Raw genomic sequence first — 20,089 nt, forward strand, 5'->3', positions numbered from 1 at the left:
CAAGTGAGCACCACGGCACAGAAGCTGGCCGAGCTGCGCGAGAAGCTGGAGATCGCGAAGGAGCCTGCCGGCGAACTCGCGATCGCCAAGCGCGCGAAGAAGGGCATCCCGAGCGCTCGCGAGCGCATCGACATGCTGCTCGACAGGGGCAGCTTCGTCGAGATCGGCGCGCTGATGAAGACGCCCGGCCGCGACGATGCGATGTACGGCGACGCCGTCGTCGTCGGGCACGGCACGGTCGACGGCCGCCCGGTCGCGGTGTTCTCCCACGACCAGACCGTCTTCGGCGGCAGCGTCGGTGAGATGTTCGGCCGCAAGGTCGCCGCGGTCCTCGACTTCGCCCTCAAGATCGGTTGCCCGGTCGTCGGCATCAACGACTCCGGTGGTGCCCGCGTGCAGGACGCCGTCACCTCGCTCGCCTGGTACGGCGAGATCGGCAAGCGCCACGAGCCACTGTCGGGTCTGTGCCCGCAGATCTCGGTGATCGTCGGCAACTGCGCCGGTGGTGCGGTCTACGCGCCGATCAACACCGACGTCGTGGTCGCCACCGAGGGCTCGCACATGTTCGTCACCGGCCCCGACGTCATCAAGGCCGTCACCGGTGAGAGCGTGAGCCTCGAGGAACTCGGCGGTGCCCGTCAGCAGGCCGAGTACGGCAACGTGCACCACGTCGCGCCCGACGAGAAGGCCGCCTTCGAGTGGGTGCGGCAGTACCTGAGCTACATGCCGTCCAACGCGCAGGAGAAGCCGCCGGTCATCAATCCCGGTCTCGAACCGGAGGTCACCCCCGACGATCTCGAACTCGACACGTTCATGCCCGACGCCGACAACTCCGGCTACGACATGCACGACATCCTGCTGAAGATCTTCGACGACGGCGAGTTCCTCGAGGTCCGCTCGCAGACCGCGCCGAACATCATCACCGGCTACGCGCGCGTCGACGGTCACGCTGTGGGTGTCGTGGCGAACCAGCCGCTGTACCTGTCGGGTGCGCTCGACGCGGCCGCTGCAGACAAGGCCGCGCACTTCGTGCGTGTCTGCGACGCCTACGACATCCCGCTCGTGTTCGTCGTCGACACCCCGGGCTTCCTGCCCGGTGTCGAGCAGGAGAAGATCGGCGTCATCAAGCGTGGCGGCCGCTTCCTGTTCTCGTATGTCGAGGCGTCGGTCCCGAAGGTGACCGTCGTGGTGCGCAAGGCCTACGGCGGCGGCTACGCCGTGATGGGTTCGAAGCAGCTCGGCGCCGACATCAACTTCGCGTGGCCCACCGCGCGTATCGCCGTGATGGGTGCCGAGTCGGCTGTCGCGGTGATCGGCCGTCGGCAGATCGAGGCCGCGGGGGAGAACGCTCCGGCGGTGCGTCAGCAGCTCATCAACTTCTACAACGAGCACGTCGCGACGCCGTACATTGCGGCCGAGCGCGGATACGTCGACGCGGTGATCGAGCCGTCGACGACCCGCCTCGAGATCCGCAAGGCGCTCACTCTCCTTCGCGACAAGGAAGTGTTCAAGAACCCGCGGAAGCATCACCTGCTGCCGCTGTAGAACAGCCGGAGAACCCGCGCCGACGGGGTCTGTGCACTAGGACGTGCGCAGGCCCCGTCGCGCGTATCCGGCGATCTGCTCGACCTCTGCGTCGGCGTCGAAGGTGGACGCGTCCCGCCACAACAGATGCTCCATCACCGCGAGCAGTAGGATCGAGGTGGTGAGCGAATCCCGTTGCGGGTCGGCCGATCCCAGATCGGCGATGGGGCCGGCGAGTACCTCCGCGACCGCCTTCTCCAGATCCTCGCGCACCTTCGGTGCATGCGACCGCCCGCCGGCGGAGGATACGACGTTGCGGGTGGCGGCGGCGATCTCGGGATCGACGGCCTGGTTCAGGACGGCCGCGATGCCGGCACGCAGGGCGGCCTCGGGGTCGGCGGCCTTGTCGATCTTGTGGCGCAGATACCGGACGAGGCGGTGTCCGCCCTCCTCGACGACGGCGTCGACGAAATCGCCCTTGCTCTTGAAGTAGCGGTAGAAGGCGTCGTTGGAGAGCCCCGCGGCGGCCACGATGTCGGCGACGCGCGCAGGTTCGCCCCGGGTGAGCAGTTCGCGTCCGCACCGGATCAGGGTGTCGACGTCGCGGCTCGCGGCCTCCTGTCGGGGCGTCAGGCTTCGCTTCACGGCCTCGGAGGCGCGGGGCGACAGGGCCGACCCGGCTGAATTCTCGGTGGTCACCCGCTCATTCTAGATAACCGAAACCCGATTCTGGGATGCTCCGACCCGGACGCGGCCGGAAGATCAGGGAACCGTCCAGCTGCCGACACCGGGCAAGTACGTGAAGCCCGGGGCGGTCACACCACGGCGACGATGCGACCGGTCCCCGTCACTCGTAGACGCGCATCGGCGCGGGCTTCCACAGACCCGACCTCGTCACCTCGGTGGTGGTCAGTTCGGCCGGCTGCGCATTCGGGTAGAAGCGCACGTACCGCTCCACCGAACCCCAATCGCGACCCCAGTCGTTCTCCAGGTAGGTGGGCACCTGCTCGGGTCGCGCCAGGACCTCCGCGAAGCCGAGCGGGCCACCGTTGTCGGCGGACTGCCAGGTGTCGGTCGACGACACCGCGAGCGGACGGTCGGGGAGGACCCGGTAGTTCGGCATCTCGGCGACACCGGCCCAGTGGTCGAACGGCCGCTGGCACGGGAACTGCAGACCCACGGCCCAGTCCAGCAGGAGCGGCTGCTCGGAACCGAGCTGGGCGTCGAGCCGCTCGAGGGTCGGGACGCGCGGCGGCGTGAACGCCAGCCACTGATCGCCGGTGAGATTGGGATCGTTGGCGACGATGCGGACGGCGTCGACATCGTCGGGCAGGTCGGCGAGCGGCACACGCAGGTTCCGCCACGACGGTGCGGGGCCGATGTCGCGAGGCAGGTAGGTGCCCTTCGCCTCGACGCTGCCGTCGGCCTGGCGGGTGCCGTACTCGACGAGCAGCGACTGGCCGTAGGTCAGTGCACCGGTGTCGTCGTACGACCAGATACGACCGGCCGCGGAGATGATCACCAGCGGCATCTCGTCGGTGATCTCGGGCAAGGCGTACCAGCTCGACGTGAGCGCGGCGGGTTCCTGCACACCCTCCTGGTAGCTGCCGAGCACCGGGGTGACGGCCGGGTCGAGCCCGAAGGGCAGGCGCACGGTGCTGCCGTTGACGGTCTGCGCACCGGAGCCACCCGTGGTGCCGCCGCCCGCGCCGGTCTCGAAGGTCGGGCCGACACTCTGGTTGTCGGTGTTGCCCTGGCCCGGTTTGACCTCGACGTAGTCGGCGGTCAGGTCGGACGGCACGCCGTCGGGAGTGAAACCGCGCGGCGCCGCACCGGCGAGCGGGTCGTCGTTCGCCGGCGGGTTGGCGGGATCGATGATCGGTTCGAGACGTCCCTCGTTGGGGTCGGCCTCGACGAGCACGTCGTTCGCAAGACCGCAGGTCTGCCCGGCGACCGCCCCGATGTTGGAACGGGCGAGCGAGTACGCCGGGTACTGCGACACCGCTCCCTTGAGCAGCGACAGCACCTCGAACAGCACCATCACCGCGGCGACGACCGTGAGCGGCGCAGCCGCGAGGGCACGGATCCGCCGGCCCTTCTTCGTCTCGGGCGACTCCGGTGGCGGTGCGTACCCCTCGCGGAGGTACTGCCACGCGACGAGCACGAGGGCGAGACCGAACAGGATCAGGAACAGCGAGCTGGACTGGTAGCCGCTCAGCGAGACGGTCTTGTCGAACCACGGCACGCCGTAGCTCGAGACGTACCACCAGCCGTTGATGCCGGCGAACGACACCGCCAGGACGAACAGCAGTCCGGCGAGGAAGATCGTGCGGTTGCGCCGCGACCGCAATGCGCTCGCGGAGACCACGACGGCCGTGACCGTCGCGAGCGATCCGGCGATGCCCGCGTACGCCCCGAAGTGGTGGGTCCACTTCGTGGGGTTGAACATCATGAAGAAGATCGTGCCGAAGACGATGCCGAGCAGACGCCAGGTCGGGCTCACGGCGACGCCGGGGATCCGGCGGCGGCGCAGCAGCACGAACAACGTCGTGAACAGGCACAGCAGCATCGTGAGGAACGCGAAGCGGCGCGGCAGCGACCCGTCGACGGTCTGCACCATCAGGTAGTAGTAGCGGAGGAAGTCGTTCCACCACTCCTCGTTGGGTCCGATGATGGTGCGCACGCGGGTCGCCTCGAGGACCGCGGCGAGGGTCTGGTCGGAGAACACCACGACGAGCACGAGCAACCCGGCGGCACCGATCGGTGCGAGCAGTGGCAGGGTGCCCACCTCGCGGTGGCGGCGCACGATGATCCGCGTCATCGGCCGGATACCGGCGATGAGGGCGGCCACACACATCAGGCCGGTCGGTGCCGCGGCGAGCGTGAACGCGCCGATGATCACCGCGGTCGCGGCGGGCAGCAGACGACCGGTCGCGATGGCGCGCTCGATCGAGCACCAGGTCAGCAGCGCACCGAGAGCGACGATCGGCTCGGGCCGCAGACCGTTGTTGTAGGGGAGCCAGAAGGCGAGGAAGACCAGTCCGCCGGTCCACAGTGCGATGCGGTTGTGCCGCACGGCCCGGCCGAGACGCGGCACCACCTCACGGCTGATGACCATCCAGCACAGGATTCCGGCGATCAGTGCCGGGATGCGCATCCACGGGCTGGCCGTGGAGATCTTCGCGAACGCCGCCAGCACGTCGTAGTACCAGCCGAAGGGCGCTTCGGGGACACCGAACCAGCGGAAGTAGTTGGCCATGTAGCCGGAGTTCTCCGACACCCGGGCCATGGTCAGCAGGTAACCGTCGTCCGAGGTGTTCGCGCCGAAGAAGTGCCAGCCGACGAGCGTGAGGACCACGACGACGTCGACGCCGGTGAACTTCCACCAGCGGGCAGGCAGGAAGCGGCGGTGACCGCGACCGTCCGTGCCGTCGAGCTTGGCCAGCGCGCCGAGCGCGAGTGCCGTCGACAGCACCGCCAGGACCATCGCGAGGGACTTGACCAGCGTCGGCGACGACGTGAACCGGGAATCGACATCGACGATGACGTCGAGGCCGGGAACCGCGGTGGGCAGGTCGCTGAACACGCCCACGACGAGCGGCCGCAGGTCGCCGGTGAGCTCACCGGACCGCGGGTTGCCGTTCTCGTCCGAGAGGCCGACGAACTCGGCGGTGGTGCGTTCGGAGTCGGAGAAGATCTGCAGTTCGCTGCACGCACCCGACTCGACGTCGGCGCGCGGCGCGGTCGCGACCACCACGTTGCGGTCGAGCACGTCGACGTTCTCGGCGCCGACCCGCACGAACATCGCGTTGAGCGCCGCGTCCTGCCCGTTGGTGGGGGCCGTCGCGAGCAGCATCCCGCCGTCGCCGGGCATCTCCGCGACGGCACTGCACGGCACGGTGGCCCGGAACTGGAGGGGAACCTGCGACATCAACGGCAGTTCGACGTCGGTCGCCGCCGCGTCCTGCGGCCACGACATCGTCGCCTCGGTCACGCGGACCGGGAGGAACGGTGTGGCCAGCGCCAAGATCATGCCGAGCAACCCGGCGACGACGGCGACGAGTCGCGCGGTCCGGTACCGAGTGCGAAGGTCCTCGCCCATCGACCGTGGGGCGGTCGGAGCGGGCGCGGGTGAGGTCGTCACGTCGTCGGGCACGGGAGTCGATGGTATCCGGCGACGTGGTGTGACGGCACTCGCCCTTACTCGAGCAGGACCGGGACCCCGTCACGGATGCGGCCCGGCGACCACAGGCCGGAGCGGGTCGTCACGTCGGTGGTGACCTCCGCTGGGGAGGCATCCGGGTCGATCGGACGGTACTGCTCGAGCGATCCCCAGTCGCGATCCCAGTCGTGGTTCAGATAGGTGGGGACGGCCTCGGCGTTCAGCAGAAGCGGGATCCAGCCGAGCGGTCCGCCGCCGATGTCGTCCTGCCAGCCGTTCGTCGCGTCGGCCCCGACACGGTCCGGCAGGATGCGGTACTCGGGGACCTCGGCGACACCGTTGCGGTGCCCGAAGGGTCGCTGGCACGGGAAGGCGAGACCCACCGACCAGTCGATGAGGACCGGGGCGTCGGATCCGACGACCTCCTGCAGGGTCTGCATGCGCGGCATCCGCGGCGGCGTGACCGCGACCCACTGGTCGGGGGAGAGGTCACCGTCGTCGACGACGATCCGCACGGCGTCGGCGTCGGCCGGGATCGCGTCACTCGGCACGCGCAGGTTGCGCCAGGACGGCGACGGGCCGATGTCGATCGGGGCGAGCGTCGCCAGCGGCGTCACGTCGTCCCCGGACGACGAACCGAACTCCAGCAGCACGTCCTGACCCGGGGTGATGACACCGTCCGGGTCGACATAGCGGACGCGTCCCGCCGCGGTCACGACCAGCAGCGGCGTCTCGTCGGTGCGCTCCGGCAGCGCGTACCAGCCGGATTCGAGCTCGGCCGACTGCTGCACGCCCGAGCGGTAGCTACCGAGGACGGGCGTGGTCTGCGGGTCGAGGCCGAAGGGCAGCTTCACGGTGCTGCCGTTGATGCCCTCGTCGCTGGTGCGACCGCCCTCGGTGCCGGCGCTGGTGGAGGTGGTGGTGCCGCCTTCCTCACTGTCGACGGTGTTGGCGCCACCGGTCGTGGTGGTCTCCGCGTCGGCGGTGAGGTCGAGGGCCACGCCGTTCGGGGTGAAACCGACGGCTGTGCCCGCACCCAGGGCCTCGCCCGCATCACCGTCGAGAGGCTGCAGCATCGTCGCGTTCGGGTCGGACTCGACGAGCACCTCGTTGGCGAGTCCGCAGGAGTTGCCCGTGAGGGCCGCCGCGTTCGACTTGGCGATCGAATAGGCCGGGTACTGCGAGACCGCGCCCTTGAGCAGCGACAGCACCTCGAACAGCACCACCGCCGCCGCGACCAGCGTCAGCGGCGCCGACGCCAGAGTGCGCACCCTGCCGTTGCGGTCGGGCCGCGGCGTCGTGAACGGCTCGCGCAGGTGGAACCACGCGGCGAGGAGCAGGGCGAGCACCGTCAGGCCCAGCAGTGCCGTGGAGAAGGCGTAACCGGAGATCGACGGCGGCTTGTCCCACCACGGGATGCCGTAGCTCGAGACGTACCACCAGCCGTTCGAACCCGTGAAGGCCATCGCCAGGACGAACAGCACCCCGGCGGTGAACAGCGCCCGGTTGCGGGCCGATCGGATGCCCACCGAGCCCACCCCGATCGCGGCGAGCGCAGCCACCGACGCGGCCAGGCCCGCGTACACACCGAAGTGGTGCGTCCACTTCGTCGGCGTGAGCATCATGAGCAGCAACGACGCGAAGACGATGCCGAGGATGCGGCGCGACGGTCCGATCGCGGTGCCCGGGATGCGGCCCTTGCGCAGGATCAGCATGACGCACACGACCAGGCACAACAGCATCACGAACACGCCGAACCGGCGAGCCAGCGAACCGTCGGGGGAGACGGTGAGCAGCGCGTCCCAGCGCAGCCGCTCGTCGAACCACGGCACGTTCGGGCCCACGGCCGAACGCACGCGGGTCGCTTCGAGGACCGACGCGAGGGTCTGGTCGGCGAAGACCGCGATGAGCACGACGGTGCCCGACGCGAGGATCGGCGCGAGGGGCGCGACGACACCGACGAGATGCCGACGCGCGACCAGCACCTTCACCAGCGGGCGCATCCCCGCGACGAGCGCGGCCACCGCGATCAGACCGGTCGGGCCGGCGGCGAGCGAGAAGGCCGCGATGAGGACCGCGATCGCGGCCGGCAACATGCGGCCGGTCGCGATGGCGCGTTCGATCGAACACCAGGTCAGCAGTGCACCGACCGCGATGATCGGCTCGGGGCGCAGACCGTTGTTGTAGGGGAGCCAGAACGCGAGGAAGACCAGCCCGGCCGTCCACAGCGACACCCGGCTGTGCCGGACGGCGACACCGAGCCGGGGGATGACCTCACGGCTGATGACCATCCAGCACAGGATCGCCGCGATCAGCGTGGGTACGCGCATCCACACGCTCGCCGTCGACACCTGCGCGAACACGACGAGCACGTCGTAGAACCAGCCGAACGGCGCCTCGGGCACACCGAACCAGCGGAAGTAGTTCGCCATGTATCCGGCGTCGCCGGACACTCGCGCCATATTGAGGATGTAGCCGTCGTCCGAGGTGTTCGCGCCGAGGACGTGCCAGAGCAGCAGAGTGGCCACGACGATCGCGTCCACAAGGGTGAACCGCCACCAGCGGGCCGGCAGGAACCGGCGCGCGCGGCGCCCGTCGATCCCGTCCAGGCGATGCAGGGCGACGAGGGAGACCAGCGTCGCGAGCGCGCACACGATCATCGCGAGGAGCTTGAGCACCGTGGGGGTCGAGGTGAACCGCGAGTCGAGCTCGGCGCGCACCGACAACCGTTCCGTGGAGTCGTCACCGCCGGGTTCGAAGGCGCCCGCGGGGCCGGTGAGGTCGCTGAAGACACCGACCATCTGCGGTCGCTCGTCGCCTTCGAGCTCGATCGCGACCGGCGGGTCGGAGCCCACGATCTCGGCGGCGGTGCGTTCGGAGTTCGATGCGACGGTCACCGCCGTGCACGGTTCGTCGAGCGGCGCCGAGACGAGCACCGAGTTGCGCAGGACGGCCTCGACGGTGCCGGGGGCGCCGTCCTCACCGGGTACCGCGCGGATCACCAGGCCCTCCGCCGTGGCGTCGGGGGAGCCGGACGGGATGGTCGAGACGAGCGTGCCGCCGTCGGAACCGAGCTGCGCTGCTGCCGCGCACGGCACGCTGGCCCGCAGCGTGAGCGGGGCGTAGGTGACGAGCGGCGCCTCGACACTGTCGATGCTGCCGTTCTGCGGCCATTGCAGTTCGCCGGTCTCCTGCCGGACCGGCAGGAACGGAAGGGTCAGAGCCAGCACGAACCCGAGCAGTCCCGACACGATCGCGACGATCCGCGCTGTGCGGACGCGCGATGTCGGGTCGGACGAATCGGTTTTCCCGGGCGAAGCGGTATCGGCTGGCACAAGCGTCGATGCTAGGCGAGTCCCGTCACGGTCCGGGCTCGTGCCGCTCTGCTCGCACTACTCGTGGGTACTCCGCGGTTCTGTCCGACCACGTCCGGAGCCGTACCTCCCGCCACTAGCATCGCTGTCTATGAAGACCTCCACCCCGATCGGGCGCGCTCTGCGCGCGGCGGGCACCGGGGAGGTCTGCGACGACTCGACCACGCGCGCGCTGTACTCGTCCGACGCCTCTCTCTATCGCGTCCCACCACAGGCCGTGGTGCGCGCCCGATCGATCGACGACATCGCCACGACCCTCGACGTGTGCCGGCGCGAGGGTGTCCCCCTCACCTCCCGCGGCACCGGCACCTCCCTCGCGGGCAACGCCGTCGGACCCGGCGTCGTCATCGACTTCTCGCGTCACCTGAACCGGGTGCTCTCCGTCGACCCCGAGACGCGGACCGCGCGGGTGCAACCGGGTGTCGTGCAGGCCGAGCTCCAGCGCGCCGCGGCACCGCACGGTCTGCGCTTCGGCCCCGATCCGTCCACCCACAACCGATGCACGATCGGCGGGATGATCGGCAACAACGCGTGCGGGGCGCGGGCGCTCGGCTACGGCCGCACGTCCGACAATGTCGTCGCGCTCGAGGTGCTCACCGGCACCGGGCACCCGCTGTCGCTGCCCGGCGAGGACCCGACGCTCGAGCCGCTGCGGAAGATCGTCGCGCGCGATCTCGCAACCATCCGTACCGAATTCGGTCGCTTCGGCCGGCAGGTATCGGGTTACGCACTCGAGCATCTGTTGCCGGAGAACGGATTCGACGTCCGAAAGCTGTTCGTCGGCAGCGAGGGCACCCTCGGGATCACGACCGAGGCGACGGTGCAGTTGATCGCCGATCCTGCCGTCCGCACGATGGTCGTACTCGGCTATCCCGACATCGTCGCCGCCGGCAACGCCGCGCACGGACTGCTCGGCTTCCGGCCCACGGCGTGCGAAGGACTCGACTCGCGGATCGTCGACATCGTCCGGCACCGGCGCGGGCCGGAAGCAGTACCGCCCCTGCCGTCGGGTGCGGCGTGGCTGTTCGTCGAACTGGCGGGTGACGACGCCGACGAAGTGCGCGACCGGGCGAAGGCGCTCGCGCACGCCGCAGCCGCGACCGACGTCCTGCACGTCGAGGACCAGGCGCGGGCCGCCGCGTTGTGGCGCATCCGGGAGGAGGGGGCAGGCCTGTCGGCGAGAAGTCCGAAGGGACTGCCCGCGCACGCGGGATGGGAGGACGCCGCCGTCCCCGCCCACCGCGTCGGCGACTATCTCCGCGACTTCGAGGAACTGCTCGCCGGATACGACGTCACCGGCTATCCCTACGGGCACTTCGCCGACGGATGCATCCACATCCGCCTCGACATCCCGCTCGAGGTTCCCGGCCTGTTTCGCGAATTCCTCTTCGAAGCAGGCAAACTCGTCGCCGAGTACGGCGGGTCGATGTCGGGGGAGCACGGCGACGGCCGGGCCCGGAGCGAACTGCTGCCCCTGATGTACTCGCCCGACGCGCTCGCGCTGTTCGGCGCCGTGAAGTCGGTCTTCGACCCGGAGAACATCCTCAACCCCGGAGTGCTCGTCGACCCGCGACCCGTCGACGTCGACCTCCGCGTCCCGGCCGCACGGAAGGTTCGTGAGGGTCTGGCCTTCCGTTATCTCGAGGACGGCGGCGACTTCACACAGGCCGTGCATCGGTGCACCGGGATCGGCAAGTGCCGCGCCGACAACACCGGCACCGGCGGGGTGATGTGCCCGTCCTTCCTCGCGACCCGCGAGGAGAAGGACTCCACCCGCGGACGAGCCCGGGCACTGCAGGAGATGCTCAACGGTCACCTCGTCGACGAGTCGTGGCAGTCGCCGGAGGTGCACGAAGCGCTCGAGCTGTGCCTGTCGTGCAAAGGATGCCTGTCGGACTGCCCGACCGGGGTCGACATGGCGACCCTCAAATCCGAAGTGTTGCACCAGACCTACCGGGGACGGCGACGGCCCGCCAGCCACTACGGTCTCGGCAGACTGCCGCAGTGGGCGGCGATCGCCTCCCGCGCGCCGCGTGCCGTCAACGCTCTGGCCCGGATCCCGGGCGTCGCCCCGCTCGGCTTGACCGTCGCCGGTCTCGATCGACGCCGCCACGTTCCGGCGTTCGCTCCTCGCACCTTCCGGAAGTGGTTCGCCGACACCCTCCCGCAACGATCCCGCACGGGCGACCCGGTGTTGCTGTTCGTCGACACCTTCACCGAGTACTTCACCCCGGAGATCGGAGCCGCCGCCGTGCGTGTCCTCGAGACCGCCGGATACAGCGTGCACATTACCGACGAACCCCGTTGTTGCGGGCTGACGTGGATCACCACCGGCCAGCTCGATCAGGCCCGGAAGATCGTGGGCCGCACCGTCGCCGAACTCTTCCGCAGCGGCATGCCGATCGTCGGGCTCGAACCGTCGTGCACCGCCGTCCTGCGCTCCGACGTGGTCGAACTGCTCGGGTCCGCGCCCGCACGTCTCGTGGCCGACAGCACCACGACCCTCGCCGAACTCCTCGCCGACTGGGAACCGCCGTCGCTGGACGGAACACGGATCATCGCGCAACCCCACTGTCACCACCACGCCGTCATGGGCTGGGGTGCGGACGCCGCCCTGCTGCGACGCGCCGGTGCCGACGTGCAGCGACTCGCCGGCTGCTGCGGCCTGGCCGGAAACTTCGGGGTCGAACGCGGGCACTACGAGGTGTCGGTGGCGGTCGCGCGGACCCAACTGCTACCGGCGGTCGAGGCGGCATCCGACGACGCGGTGATCCTCGCCGATGGGTACTCGTGCCGTACCCAGCTCAGCGACCTCACGACGCGGCGCGGCACGCACCTGGCCGAGTTGCTGGCCTCACGACTGCCGTAGGTGCGGCGGGCTCATCATCTGCGGCGTCGTCCTCTGGTGCGTTCGCTGCGGGTGGGTCGTGGCCCGAGTTCGTAGGGGATCTTCAGGATGTGGCGGGTTTTGGCGTCGATATCGCAGTTGCCGGAGGCGACGGAGTGGAGGATGCCGTTGTAAACGAGGTCCCACAGGTCGGGGTTGCGCTGGATCTCGCTGATCTTGAACGAATGGATTTCGTTGCCGTGGGCGTCTTTCAAACGGAGAACACGGCTGTAGCCGTCTGCGGAGAACTGGATGCGAGTGAGGTGGTAGGTGTCGACCCAGCTGCTGCGCCATTGCACCCAACTGGCACCGGCTGCGGTCCAATGGTTTCCCTTGCCGAAGAACAACAATAGTGAACTTCCGGGGATGATGACCCACATGATCCACCAGTGGATCCAGCGAAAGTCTCCATTGATGACGGTGAGGTACACGACCAAGATTGCCGCTATGAGGAATGCGCCGATGTATCGGTCGCGCACGGTGGGCTGGAGCCATTCGAGAACGGGGCCGAGATGCTCGGGTGTTTTCGGCGGCTTACGGGGATGTTTGTCGGTCGGTGTGTATTCGGTTCCGTGGTGGATGCGTGGCGCGCGAGGGGGACGAGGTTGGCCGTTGACCACATCGGGCATCGGAGGAAGATCGGTTGCGTTCATTTCTGACCTCAGAACAGATTGCCCACCCAGCGTGCCGCAGAGCCGGCAGCACCGGAGATGTCGTCCCAGTGTTCGATCACTTCGCCGACGCCGAACGCGACACCGACTCCTGCGCCCACGGCGAGCAACGTGACGGGACCGCCGGCTGCGCTCGCGAGTATCAATTCGGTCGCTACGGTTCCTGCGACGAACCCTCCGACATCCTTTGCGATGGCCTTTACCGCTTCTCCAGTTGTCTCGGCATTCATCACGTCACTTGCGGTCTGGCCGGCGGTGAGGGCTAGTCCTAGATAAGGAACTTTCGAGCCCACACCCGCCAGGGTCGATCCTTTGGGAAAGAGGTCGCCGAGATCACCGCCGACACTCTGGACGAACTTGTTGTCACCGATCCCCGCAAGCAGTCGAGAATTCTCCGCAGCGAACCTCGCTGCATCGTCCGCCCCGCCTTGGAAGGCCCGAACAGCCCTGGCCGCTGTCGCTTCCGGGTACGGATCACCCAACCGCGCCGCTTCCGCAGCAAGCTCACGCAGCCGAGCGAGGGTTGCGCCTCGTGTCTCGGATAGCTCTCCCCATTTCGACAACTCGGAGACTGTCGTCGCTATGTATCCGCCCACGGTATGAGCCAAGAGCCATTCCCACTGGGCTTCTGCGTCCTTCAGAATCGTCGTCGGCCCGCGCAAGGCTTCCGCGAGTGCGTTGTGCGCTGCGGTTTCGACTGCGCGACCGTCCGCAACGAGCCCCGCAGCCGTCTCGTAGGCCGCGATCTGCTTCGCCCGAAGTGTGTGGAGCGCAATGTCGTACGAGTTCGGATCGGCGTCGAGTGGCTCACCGATCCCGACGCCGAACTCCACGGGAATGCCGGCTTCCGCCGCTGTCTCCTCGGCCTGCGACATGCGTGACCGGGCGGTGGCGAGTCCGTCGGCGAATGCGCGGAGGGCAGCGGCGATCACGTCGATCTGGTCTGCAGCCTCGGTCGTCCCGGTGATGATGCGGTCGAGGGTCGTGCGGAACGCATCTCCCGCAGGGCTTCCGAACTCGAATTCGGACTCTGTACGGCCGTCGCGGGCCGACTTCAGTCGGTCGTTCACACCCGTGACAAGGGCAGCGAGCGAATCCGCACATGCGTAGCAGGAGGTGGGGTCGCCGAAGACTCGGGTGTCGAGACTCATCCCTCACCGGCCTTCGCGATCTCCTGAGCAGTGTGCGACTCGGCGTCCTGGTAGGCGCGCAGACTGTCCTGGGTGGCGTCTGCTGCACTGGCCAGCGACCGGACCGCCGCGTCCAGGACGGAAGCAATCGACCCGAGAGCGTCGACGAGCAGCGGAGTGGCGGCACCCGCGTCGGGTATCGGTGCGGGATCGGGTCCGAGCTCGTCGATTCCCATCGCTCCGGTCGCCAGGAGTTTCGCGACGGCGTCGAGGTCGCCGATGTCGATGCTCACCGGGACCACCTCCTTCCGAGCGGGTCCTCGAACGGACGGTCTTCGTCCTCGACCGGGGGTGGTTGTCGGCCGTCGAGCAGGACCACGTCGTACCGGGTGGTCCGATGGATCTCCTGTAGTCCTCTGCTGTCGACACCCATCCACGGCTGCTGCGGTCCACAACAGCGGACCAGTTCCTCGAGTGAGGTGTAGGCGGGCAACGCCAACCGGTCGTCGGACAGGGTGCGCATCTCGAGCCGGACCTGCCCGGAGCTGTCGCGGCGTCGGATCGGCACATACAGAACGTCGCTCATCGAATCCCCCGATTCCGTCGTACCCCCCGTACGACTCGCCGAGACCTTACCGCAGCGGCGATGAGTTTCCGGCTCCTGCCCGGTCGGTATCTGCGACAGCACCGCTACCTACCAGGAGGTCGTCATGAACACCTTCACCCCATCCACCACCGGCACCCGCAACGACACCGCCGCGGCACCCTCACGCACCGCTCGCATCGCAGGCCTGATCGTCAGCGGCCTCGTCGTCCTGTTCCTGCTGTGGGACTCGATCATCCACATCGCCAACGTCTCGCAGGTGCAGGAGGCCATGGCCGATCTCGGATTCGATCCGAGCCTCAACCGCGTGTTCGGCGTGGTCCTGCTGATCTGCCTGATCGCCTACGTCCTGCCGCCCACCGCGATCCTCGGTGCCGTTCTGCTCACCGGTTACCTCGGTGGTGCCGTCGCGACGAATCTGCTCACCGAGCAGCCGATCGTCAGCACGACCCTCTTCCCGATCTACACCGGCATCTTCGTCTGGGGTGGATTGTGGTTGCGGGACATCGGGGTTCGCCGCATCATGCCGATTCGCCTGCCGCGGTGACGACGACGAACGGTCCCACCTCGGTCACGGTGAATCGGGGATCGTCGAACAGTTCCTTGGGGAAGGTCACCGTGTACCGCCGCACATTGGGATCGTTCGGGTAGACGTCCTCGGCCAGACGCAGCGTGTAGCCCTCGGCGCCCTGTCGGAAGACGACGGCGTCGGGGGCTCGCCACGGCAACTCCTCCCACGCGGCGAGCAGTTCGTCGGCGGAGGAGAGTTCCGACCACTCCTCGATCGCTGCGGCACGCGCGGAGAATTCCGCCAGCGGGTTGGCGTAGTGCGAGGTCAGGGCCTGGAAGCCGAAGTACGGGTAGTAGGCGAGGAAGGATGTGTCGGCCGTGAGGACCACATGGTCGTCACGCTCGCCGCCCAACTGGGACAGCAGGACGTCGTCCACCTCGGCGTAGTAGGACGCGGCACCGGCGGGTCGCTGGTCGGCGCGTTCACCGGCCCCGTCGGTGTCGGTGTAGGCGACGGTGATCTCACCCCCGAGCACCTGCGGGATGTTCTGGGTGAACGCCAGCGCACCGAGAGCGCCCACCGCCACGAGAACCCTGCGCACGCGCGGATTCTCGCTGGTCGCCAGGCTGATCCACCGCGAGAAGTCGACGAAGGCGAATGCGCCTGCCGCAGCGAGCAGTACGAGCAGGATCACCTCGAGACGGAACGCGAGCAGGGTGTTGCCCACGGCGGTCAACGCCATCGACGCGAGGTACCACAGGTAGACCGCGATCACGCCCAGCCCGAGCGCCTGCGCCCGATGCGACGACGACGCGCGGCCCACGAGCCACACGGTGCCCAGCAACGACAACAGTCCGATCAGGGACATGTGGAACATCGGCAACGGCAGTCGCGCACCGCCATCGGGGAGATAGTGCGTTGCGGTACCGGACTCGGACGGAGGATTACCGCCCAGCACGTCGAACACGAACGGCGCCCACACGATCAACGCGACGAGCATCGCGATCACCGCGATCACCACGAGACGCACGAGCACCGGAAGGACCGCCCGCCACGACCCGGTGGCGCGACGCGCGAGGTACGCCGCGACGACGGCCATCACCGTCACCGCGAACGCCGCGATTCCGAGATAGAGGGTGTAGAAGGTCGCGGCGAGACCGAGGAACAGGCCCGTCCCCACGACGGCGCCCCAGCCCTGTCGCACCCGGCCACCGCGCGTAGCGGGCAGGAAACCGCCCCAGGCCAGCACCAACGTCGGCGCGACCAGCACAGCGATCACCGCTCCGTAGGGTTCCGGCGAACCGTAGGCCAGTACGACGAGCGTCGTCGCGGTGGCGGCGAGCACCGCCAGGTCGGAGCGGACCAGTTCGGACCACAACACCAGGGCGACGACCGCCGCGACCGCCAGCGAACCGATCGCATACGGCTTGAACGCTTCCCAGCCGTCCATGCCCAGCACATTCGCGACACGGCCACCGATCCAGAACCACCCGGCCGGATAGAACGACGGCAGATCGGCGTAGTTCATGTCGCGCAACGCCGCGCTGTCCGTCAGCCGCGTGAGGAACTGGGTGCGGAACTCCTGGTCGACGGAGATGCCGTGCAGATAGAGGCGGGTCGCGGCGAGCGGCATCCCGAGGGTCGCGGTCACCAGGCCGGACAGCGCCGCCCACGACAACACCCGCGCCCCCGTCACCCATCTGCGGCGACGCAACAGATAGATCGAGAGGCCGAGCACGGCGAGTGCCGCGAACTGCATCACGGTGGTGACGGCCTGCGTCACATTCGACGAATTGAACGCCGGCCACTGCACGCGGTCGAAGGCGAACAGCCCCACCGCCGCGACGAGTGCTGCGACGAGCGCTGCGCAGACGAACTGCGCGAGCGTCGAGACGGCACGGCGTAACGGGGCTACTGCTACAGGAGTGTCGGCGAGCACCCCACGAGCATAGAGATGCGTCCGCGAGACGAGTGGTGGCCCGATTCGCGCCGCAAAAACGCCGCCGTCCACCGGTCGGGACCTTCATCCTGGAAGTTGCGTCGGGAAACCGGGCCGTCGGTACGGCCCGGGGAATCCGAACGAAAGGCTCAGATCATGACAGGTAAAGCGGTTCGTGCGGCCCTTGCAACGCTCGCGACGGCACCTCTCCTCGTCTTCGGGGCGGCGCAGGCCTCGGCGTATCCGGTGATCGCACCGGGCGAGCCCGGCGGCCCGATCGACGGCCGGTTGTACGACCACCACGGCGTCGATCCCTACCAGTGCATCGTCCTCGGGACTCCGGGTGTCGGCTACGCGACGAACGAGGCGGGACAGGACGGCACCGTGAACGGCGTCTTCGTGAACGAAGGGTCGATCAACCACTGGTGCTACGGGCCGCCCGGGATGATCCACAGCGGAACCGGATACGTCCGGTAAACCCTGAACAAGACGACTGCCCCGCCGGAACGGGTCCGGCGGGGCAGCGGGTGCACGTCTGTCAGATCGGCAGCTTGCGGAAGATCGCGCGCGGCAGGTGACGCAGCACGATCATCACGAACCGGAAGGTGCCCGGTGCCCAGACGATCTCCTTGCCGCGATCGGAGGCCGCGACCGCGAGCTTCGCGACGTCCTCCTTGTTCACGGTGAGCGGCGCCTCGTCGACGTGCGCGCTGAACTGCGTGCGCACCTGGCCGGGGCGCACGACGGTCACGCGCGGACCGAACGGACGCAGCGCCTCACCGAGACCGAGATAGAAACCGTCGAGGCCGGCCTTGGTGGAGCCGTAGACGAAGTTGGCGCGCTTCACGCGCTCGCCGGCGACCGACGACATCGCAATGATGCGGCCGAAGCCCTGCGCCTTCATCCTGTCGCCCACCAGCACACCCACGGAGACCGCGGCCGTGTAGTTGACCTCCGCGACCCGCACGGCCTTGCTCTGGTTCTGCCACAGCTCCTCGGCGTCGGCGTCCAGACCGAAGGCGACGATCGCGATGTCGACGTCGCCGTCCTTCCATGCCTGGTCGATGACGGCCGGGTGGCTCGCGGTGTCGAGCGCGTCGAAGTCGATCAGGTCGACCTGCGTCGCACCCGCGGCCTTCGCCTGGGCGACGGCGTCCTCACGACGCGGGTCGCCGGGCAGAGCCGCGAGGATCACGCGAGCCGGTGCCTTGCGCAGGTACTCCTCGACGATGGCCAGGCCGATCTCGGAGGTGCCACCGAGCAGCAGCAGGGTCTGGGGGTTGCCGACGGCGTTGATCATCAGTGGAGTTCCAACCTTCTGGACATATCGGAGGCGAAGACGTTCGTGGGGTCGACGGAGCGGCGCACCTTCAGCCACTCGTCGATCCGCGGATACATGGCGTGGAAGGTCTCCGCGTCGGTCCGCGAATCCTTCGCGGTGTAGAGACGACCACCGAACTCGAGGACCCGCTTGTCGAGTTCGCGCACGAACTCGTTCAGACCCGCCTTGATCGGGAAGTCGACGCAGATGTTCCACCCCTTCATGGGGAAGCTCAGCGGCGCCTTGTTGCCCTCACCGAACAGCTTGAAGACGTTGAGGAACGAGTAGTGCCCCGACTTCTGGATGTCGACGATGATGCGCTTGAACTCGTCGACGGACTCCGGCGGCACCACGAACTGGTACTGCAGGAAACCCTTCGATCCGTAGGCGCGGTTCCACTCACCGAACATGTCGAGCGGGTGATAGAACTGCGTCAGGTTCTGGACCTTGCCGGTGTAGTTGCCCGACTTGCGGTACCAGACCTCACCCACCGCCGAGAAGGTGTACTTGTTCGCCAGACCGTTCGGGAAGACGTCCGGGAAGGTCAGCAGCGTCGGCGCGTCGAACTTCAGCGGGTCCTTCTGCAGCTTCTTCGGCAGCTGATCGAGCTTGGCGAGCGAACCGCGGGAGATCGCGGCGCGACCGAGCTTCGGCAGCGGAGCCACTGCGTCGAACCAGGCGCTCGAATAGTCGTAGTTCTCCTCCGAGCCGTCGCTGTGCACGGCGATCGTCTCGTCGAGCGTCGAGGTGACCACACCGTCGGCGATGAAGTACGCCGTCTCGGTCGGGGTCATCTCGATGGTCGCGCGGAGGATGATGCCCGTCAGACCCATGCCGCCGACGGTCGCCCAGAACAGCTTGGAATTGCGTCCGGTGGGCGTGCACGTGCGGACCTGGCCGTCGGCCGTGAGCAGGTCGATCGACTTCACGTGGTTGCCGAAGCTGCCCGCGCTGTGATGGTTCTTGCCGTGGATGTCGGAGCCGATCGCACCACCGATCGTCACCTGCCGGGTGCCCGGCAGAACCGGGACCCACAGGCCGAACGGCAGGGCGGCGCGCATGAGCTGGTCGAGGTCGACGCCGCCGTCCACCACCACACGCCGCGAGTCGCGGTCGATGCTGTGGATCTTGTTCAGCGCCGTCATGTCGACGACGAGCCCGCCGGCGTTCTGCGCCGGGTCGCCGTAGGAGCGCCCGAGCCCGCGTGCGATGACACCGCGACGCAGGTGCGACGGCTTCGACTCGTTGTCTTCCGCGACCCGCGCGACCGCCTTGGCGATCACTTCGACGTCGGGAGTGGACAGCACCTCTGCGGTGGTCGGCGCGGTGCGCCCCCAGCCGGTCAGGGTGCGGGTCTGGGTGGGGAGCGGCTCGCTCGCCTGCTCCGTAGCTGTCGTGGACATCGGGGTAAAGGCTACCCGTGTGTCCTGGTCACCCGGCAAGATGCTGTTCCTCACGGGCGTTACCCTCGTCTGCGTGCCGGAATCCCACGACCATGTGCAGCCGCTGCCGGAGCACCACGCCCCACTGGCTCCCGAACTGCCGTTGACCGATTCGACGGCCGACGAGGCGCTGGACCTGAAGACGCAGCTCACGCGGTTCGTCCTGACCGGCGGTTTCTCGGCGATCGTCGACTACGGCCTGTACGTCCTGCTCATGGCACTGGGCGTCACCCGCGACGTCGCGAAGGCCCTGTCGTTCGTGGCCGGTACCACCACCGCCTACCTGATCAATCGCCGCTGGACCTTCAAGGCCCCGCCGAGCCGCGTCCGCTTCGCGGCAGTGGTGGTCCTCTACGCAGTGACGTTCGCCGCACAGGTCGGCATCAACCGCGTACTCAACGAAGCCCTCGGCGACGAGTGGTGGGTCACGCCCTTCGCCTTCGTCGTCGCCCAGGGCACCGCGACGGTGATCAACTTCGTCGTCCAGCGGGTCGTGATCTTCCGCCTCCGCTGATTCGGGTGGA

15 protein-coding genes are annotated in these 20,089 nt (G+C 68.3%); 5 read left to right on the forward strand and 10 right to left on the reverse strand.

Going from position 1 to position 20,089, the window contains the following annotated elements; genetic code table 11:
• Window positions 1–3: 3 nt before the first annotated feature.
• On the forward strand, window positions 4–1,545 hold the full coding sequence (locus C6Y44_RS01120; RefSeq protein WP_159416986.1) for an acyl-CoA carboxylase subunit beta: 1,542 nt from the start codon (window positions 4–6) through the stop codon (window positions 1,543–1,545).
• A 36-nt stretch (window positions 1,546–1,581) separates the two neighbouring features.
• On the opposite strand, the gene C6Y44_RS01125 is transcribed toward C6Y44_RS01120, so the two are convergent.
• The 3 genes from C6Y44_RS01125 to C6Y44_RS01135 all read right to left on the reverse strand — a co-directional run bounded on the left by C6Y44_RS01125 (window position 1,582) and on the right by C6Y44_RS01135 (window position 9,021).
• Window positions 1,582–2,223 (reverse strand): TetR/AcrR family transcriptional regulator, encoded by a 642-nt coding sequence (locus C6Y44_RS01125; RefSeq protein ID WP_216850662.1) that lies wholly within the window; start codon window positions 2,221–2,223, stop codon window positions 1,582–1,584.
• 148 nt (window positions 2,224–2,371) lie between these two features.
• Window positions 2,372–5,680, reverse strand: coding sequence for an arabinosyltransferase domain-containing protein (locus tag C6Y44_RS01130; protein ID WP_159416985.1), 3,309 nt, complete (start codon window positions 5,678–5,680; stop codon window positions 2,372–2,374).
• 44 nt (window positions 5,681–5,724) lie between these two features.
• Window positions 5,725–9,021, reverse strand: a complete 3,297-nt coding sequence (locus C6Y44_RS01135; RefSeq protein WP_159416984.1) for an arabinosyltransferase domain-containing protein — start codon at window positions 9,019–9,021, stop codon at window positions 5,725–5,727.
• Window positions 9,022–9,151: 130 nt separating this feature from the next.
• On the opposite strand from C6Y44_RS01135, the gene C6Y44_RS01140 reads away from it, so the two are divergent.
• A complete protein-coding gene (locus tag C6Y44_RS01140; protein ID WP_159416983.1) occupies window positions 9,152–11,929 on the forward strand; it encodes an FAD-binding and (Fe-S)-binding domain-containing protein in 2,778 nt (925 codons plus the stop codon).
• 14 nt (window positions 11,930–11,943) lie between these two features.
• Here C6Y44_RS01140 and C6Y44_RS01145 read toward each other — a convergent pair whose 3' ends face one another.
• Genes C6Y44_RS01145 through C6Y44_RS01160 form a run of 4 tightly spaced genes read right to left on the reverse strand, consistent with a single transcriptional unit; the run spans window position 11,944 to window position 14,334 of the window.
• Window positions 11,944–12,600, reverse strand: coding sequence for a hypothetical protein (locus C6Y44_RS01145; RefSeq protein WP_159416982.1), 657 nt, complete (start codon window positions 12,598–12,600; stop codon window positions 11,944–11,946).
• Window positions 12,601–12,608: 8 nt separating this feature from the next.
• Window positions 12,609–13,769 (reverse strand): hypothetical protein, encoded by a 1,161-nt coding sequence (locus tag C6Y44_RS01150; protein ID WP_159416981.1) that lies wholly within the window; start codon window positions 13,767–13,769, stop codon window positions 12,609–12,611.
• Window positions 13,766–14,041, reverse strand: a complete 276-nt coding sequence (locus tag C6Y44_RS01155; RefSeq protein WP_192378612.1) for a hypothetical protein — start codon at window positions 14,039–14,041, stop codon at window positions 13,766–13,768. Before C6Y44_RS01155 ends, C6Y44_RS01150 begins: the two co-directional genes overlap by 4 nt.
• Window positions 14,038–14,334, reverse strand: a complete 297-nt coding sequence (locus C6Y44_RS01160) for an SAV_915 family protein (RefSeq protein ID WP_159416979.1) — start codon at window positions 14,332–14,334, stop codon at window positions 14,038–14,040. The genes C6Y44_RS01155 and C6Y44_RS01160 overlap by 4 nt, the downstream gene beginning before the upstream one ends.
• A gap of 124 nt (window positions 14,335–14,458) precedes the next feature.
• Between C6Y44_RS01160 and C6Y44_RS01165 the strand changes: the two genes are divergently transcribed.
• Window positions 14,459–14,899: a DoxX family protein gene (locus C6Y44_RS01165; protein ID WP_159416978.1), complete on the forward strand. Its 441-nt coding sequence runs from the start codon at window positions 14,459–14,461 to the stop codon at window positions 14,897–14,899.
• On the opposite strand, the gene C6Y44_RS01170 is transcribed toward C6Y44_RS01165, so the two are convergent.
• Entirely contained in the window at window positions 14,874–16,802 is a 1,929-nt protein-coding gene (locus C6Y44_RS01170) for a galactan 5-O-arabinofuranosyltransferase (RefSeq protein ID WP_159416977.1), read from the reverse strand. The genes C6Y44_RS01165 and C6Y44_RS01170 overlap by 26 nt on opposite strands.
• Before the next feature lie 156 nt (window positions 16,803–16,958).
• Between C6Y44_RS01170 and C6Y44_RS01175 the strand changes: the two genes are divergently transcribed.
• Entirely contained in the window at window positions 16,959–17,279 is a 321-nt protein-coding gene (locus tag C6Y44_RS01175; protein WP_159416976.1) for a hypothetical protein, read from the forward strand.
• Between the two features lie 61 nt (window positions 17,280–17,340).
• Here the strand turns inward: C6Y44_RS01175 and C6Y44_RS01180 are convergent, their stop codons facing one another.
• Together C6Y44_RS01180 and C6Y44_RS01185 are read right to left on the reverse strand one after the other, a co-directional pair.
• On the reverse strand, window positions 17,341–18,102 hold the full coding sequence (locus C6Y44_RS01180) for a decaprenylphospho-beta-D-erythro-pentofuranosid-2-ulose 2-reductase (protein ID WP_016692644.1): 762 nt from the start codon (window positions 18,100–18,102) through the stop codon (window positions 17,341–17,343).
• Window positions 18,102–19,526, reverse strand: a complete 1,425-nt coding sequence (locus C6Y44_RS01185; RefSeq protein ID WP_120281092.1) for an FAD-binding oxidoreductase — start codon at window positions 19,524–19,526, stop codon at window positions 18,102–18,104. Before C6Y44_RS01185 ends, C6Y44_RS01180 begins: the two co-directional genes overlap by 1 nt.
• A 19-nt stretch (window positions 19,527–19,545) precedes the next feature.
• Here C6Y44_RS01185 and C6Y44_RS01190 point away from each other — a divergent pair, with 19 nt between their 5' ends.
• Window positions 19,546–20,079 carry a GtrA family protein gene (locus C6Y44_RS01190; RefSeq protein WP_016692646.1) on the forward strand — a complete coding sequence of 178 codons (534 nt, stop codon included), beginning with the start codon at window positions 19,546–19,548 and terminating at the stop codon, window positions 20,077–20,079.
• Window positions 20,080–20,089: the final 10 nt, after the last annotated feature.

It is taken from the genome of Rhodococcus rhodochrous (genome assembly GCF_014854695.1).
Lineage (GTDB): Bacteria > Actinomycetota > Actinomycetes > Mycobacteriales > Mycobacteriaceae > Rhodococcus.

Excerpts from the sequence above, each read along its gene's own strand:
- C6Y44_RS01160 (WP_159416979.1), bottom strand. The coding sequence starts at position 14,334 with ATGAGCGACGTTCTGTATGTGCCGATCCGACGCCGCGACAGCTCCGGG.
- C6Y44_RS01175 (WP_159416976.1), top strand. The coding sequence starts at position 16,959 with ATGACAGGTAAAGCGGTTCGTGCGGCCCTTGCAACGCTCGCGACGGCA.
- C6Y44_RS01140 (WP_159416983.1), top strand. The coding sequence starts at position 9,152 with ATGAAGACCTCCACCCCGATCGGGCGCGCTCTGCGCGCGGCGGGCACC.
- C6Y44_RS01180 (WP_016692644.1), bottom strand. The coding sequence starts at position 18,102 with ATGATCAACGCCGTCGGCAACCCCCAGACCCTGCTGCTGCTCGGTGGC.
- C6Y44_RS01165 (WP_159416978.1), top strand. The coding sequence starts at position 14,459 with ATGAACACCTTCACCCCATCCACCACCGGCACCCGCAACGACACCGCC.
- C6Y44_RS01150 (WP_159416981.1), bottom strand. The coding sequence starts at position 13,769 with ATGAGTCTCGACACCCGAGTCTTCGGCGACCCCACCTCCTGCTACGCA.
- C6Y44_RS01185 (WP_120281092.1), bottom strand. The coding sequence starts at position 19,526 with ATGTCCACGACAGCTACGGAGCAGGCGAGCGAGCCGCTCCCCACCCAG.
- C6Y44_RS01145 (WP_159416982.1), bottom strand. The coding sequence starts at position 12,600 with ATGAACGCAACCGATCTTCCTCCGATGCCCGATGTGGTCAACGGCCAA.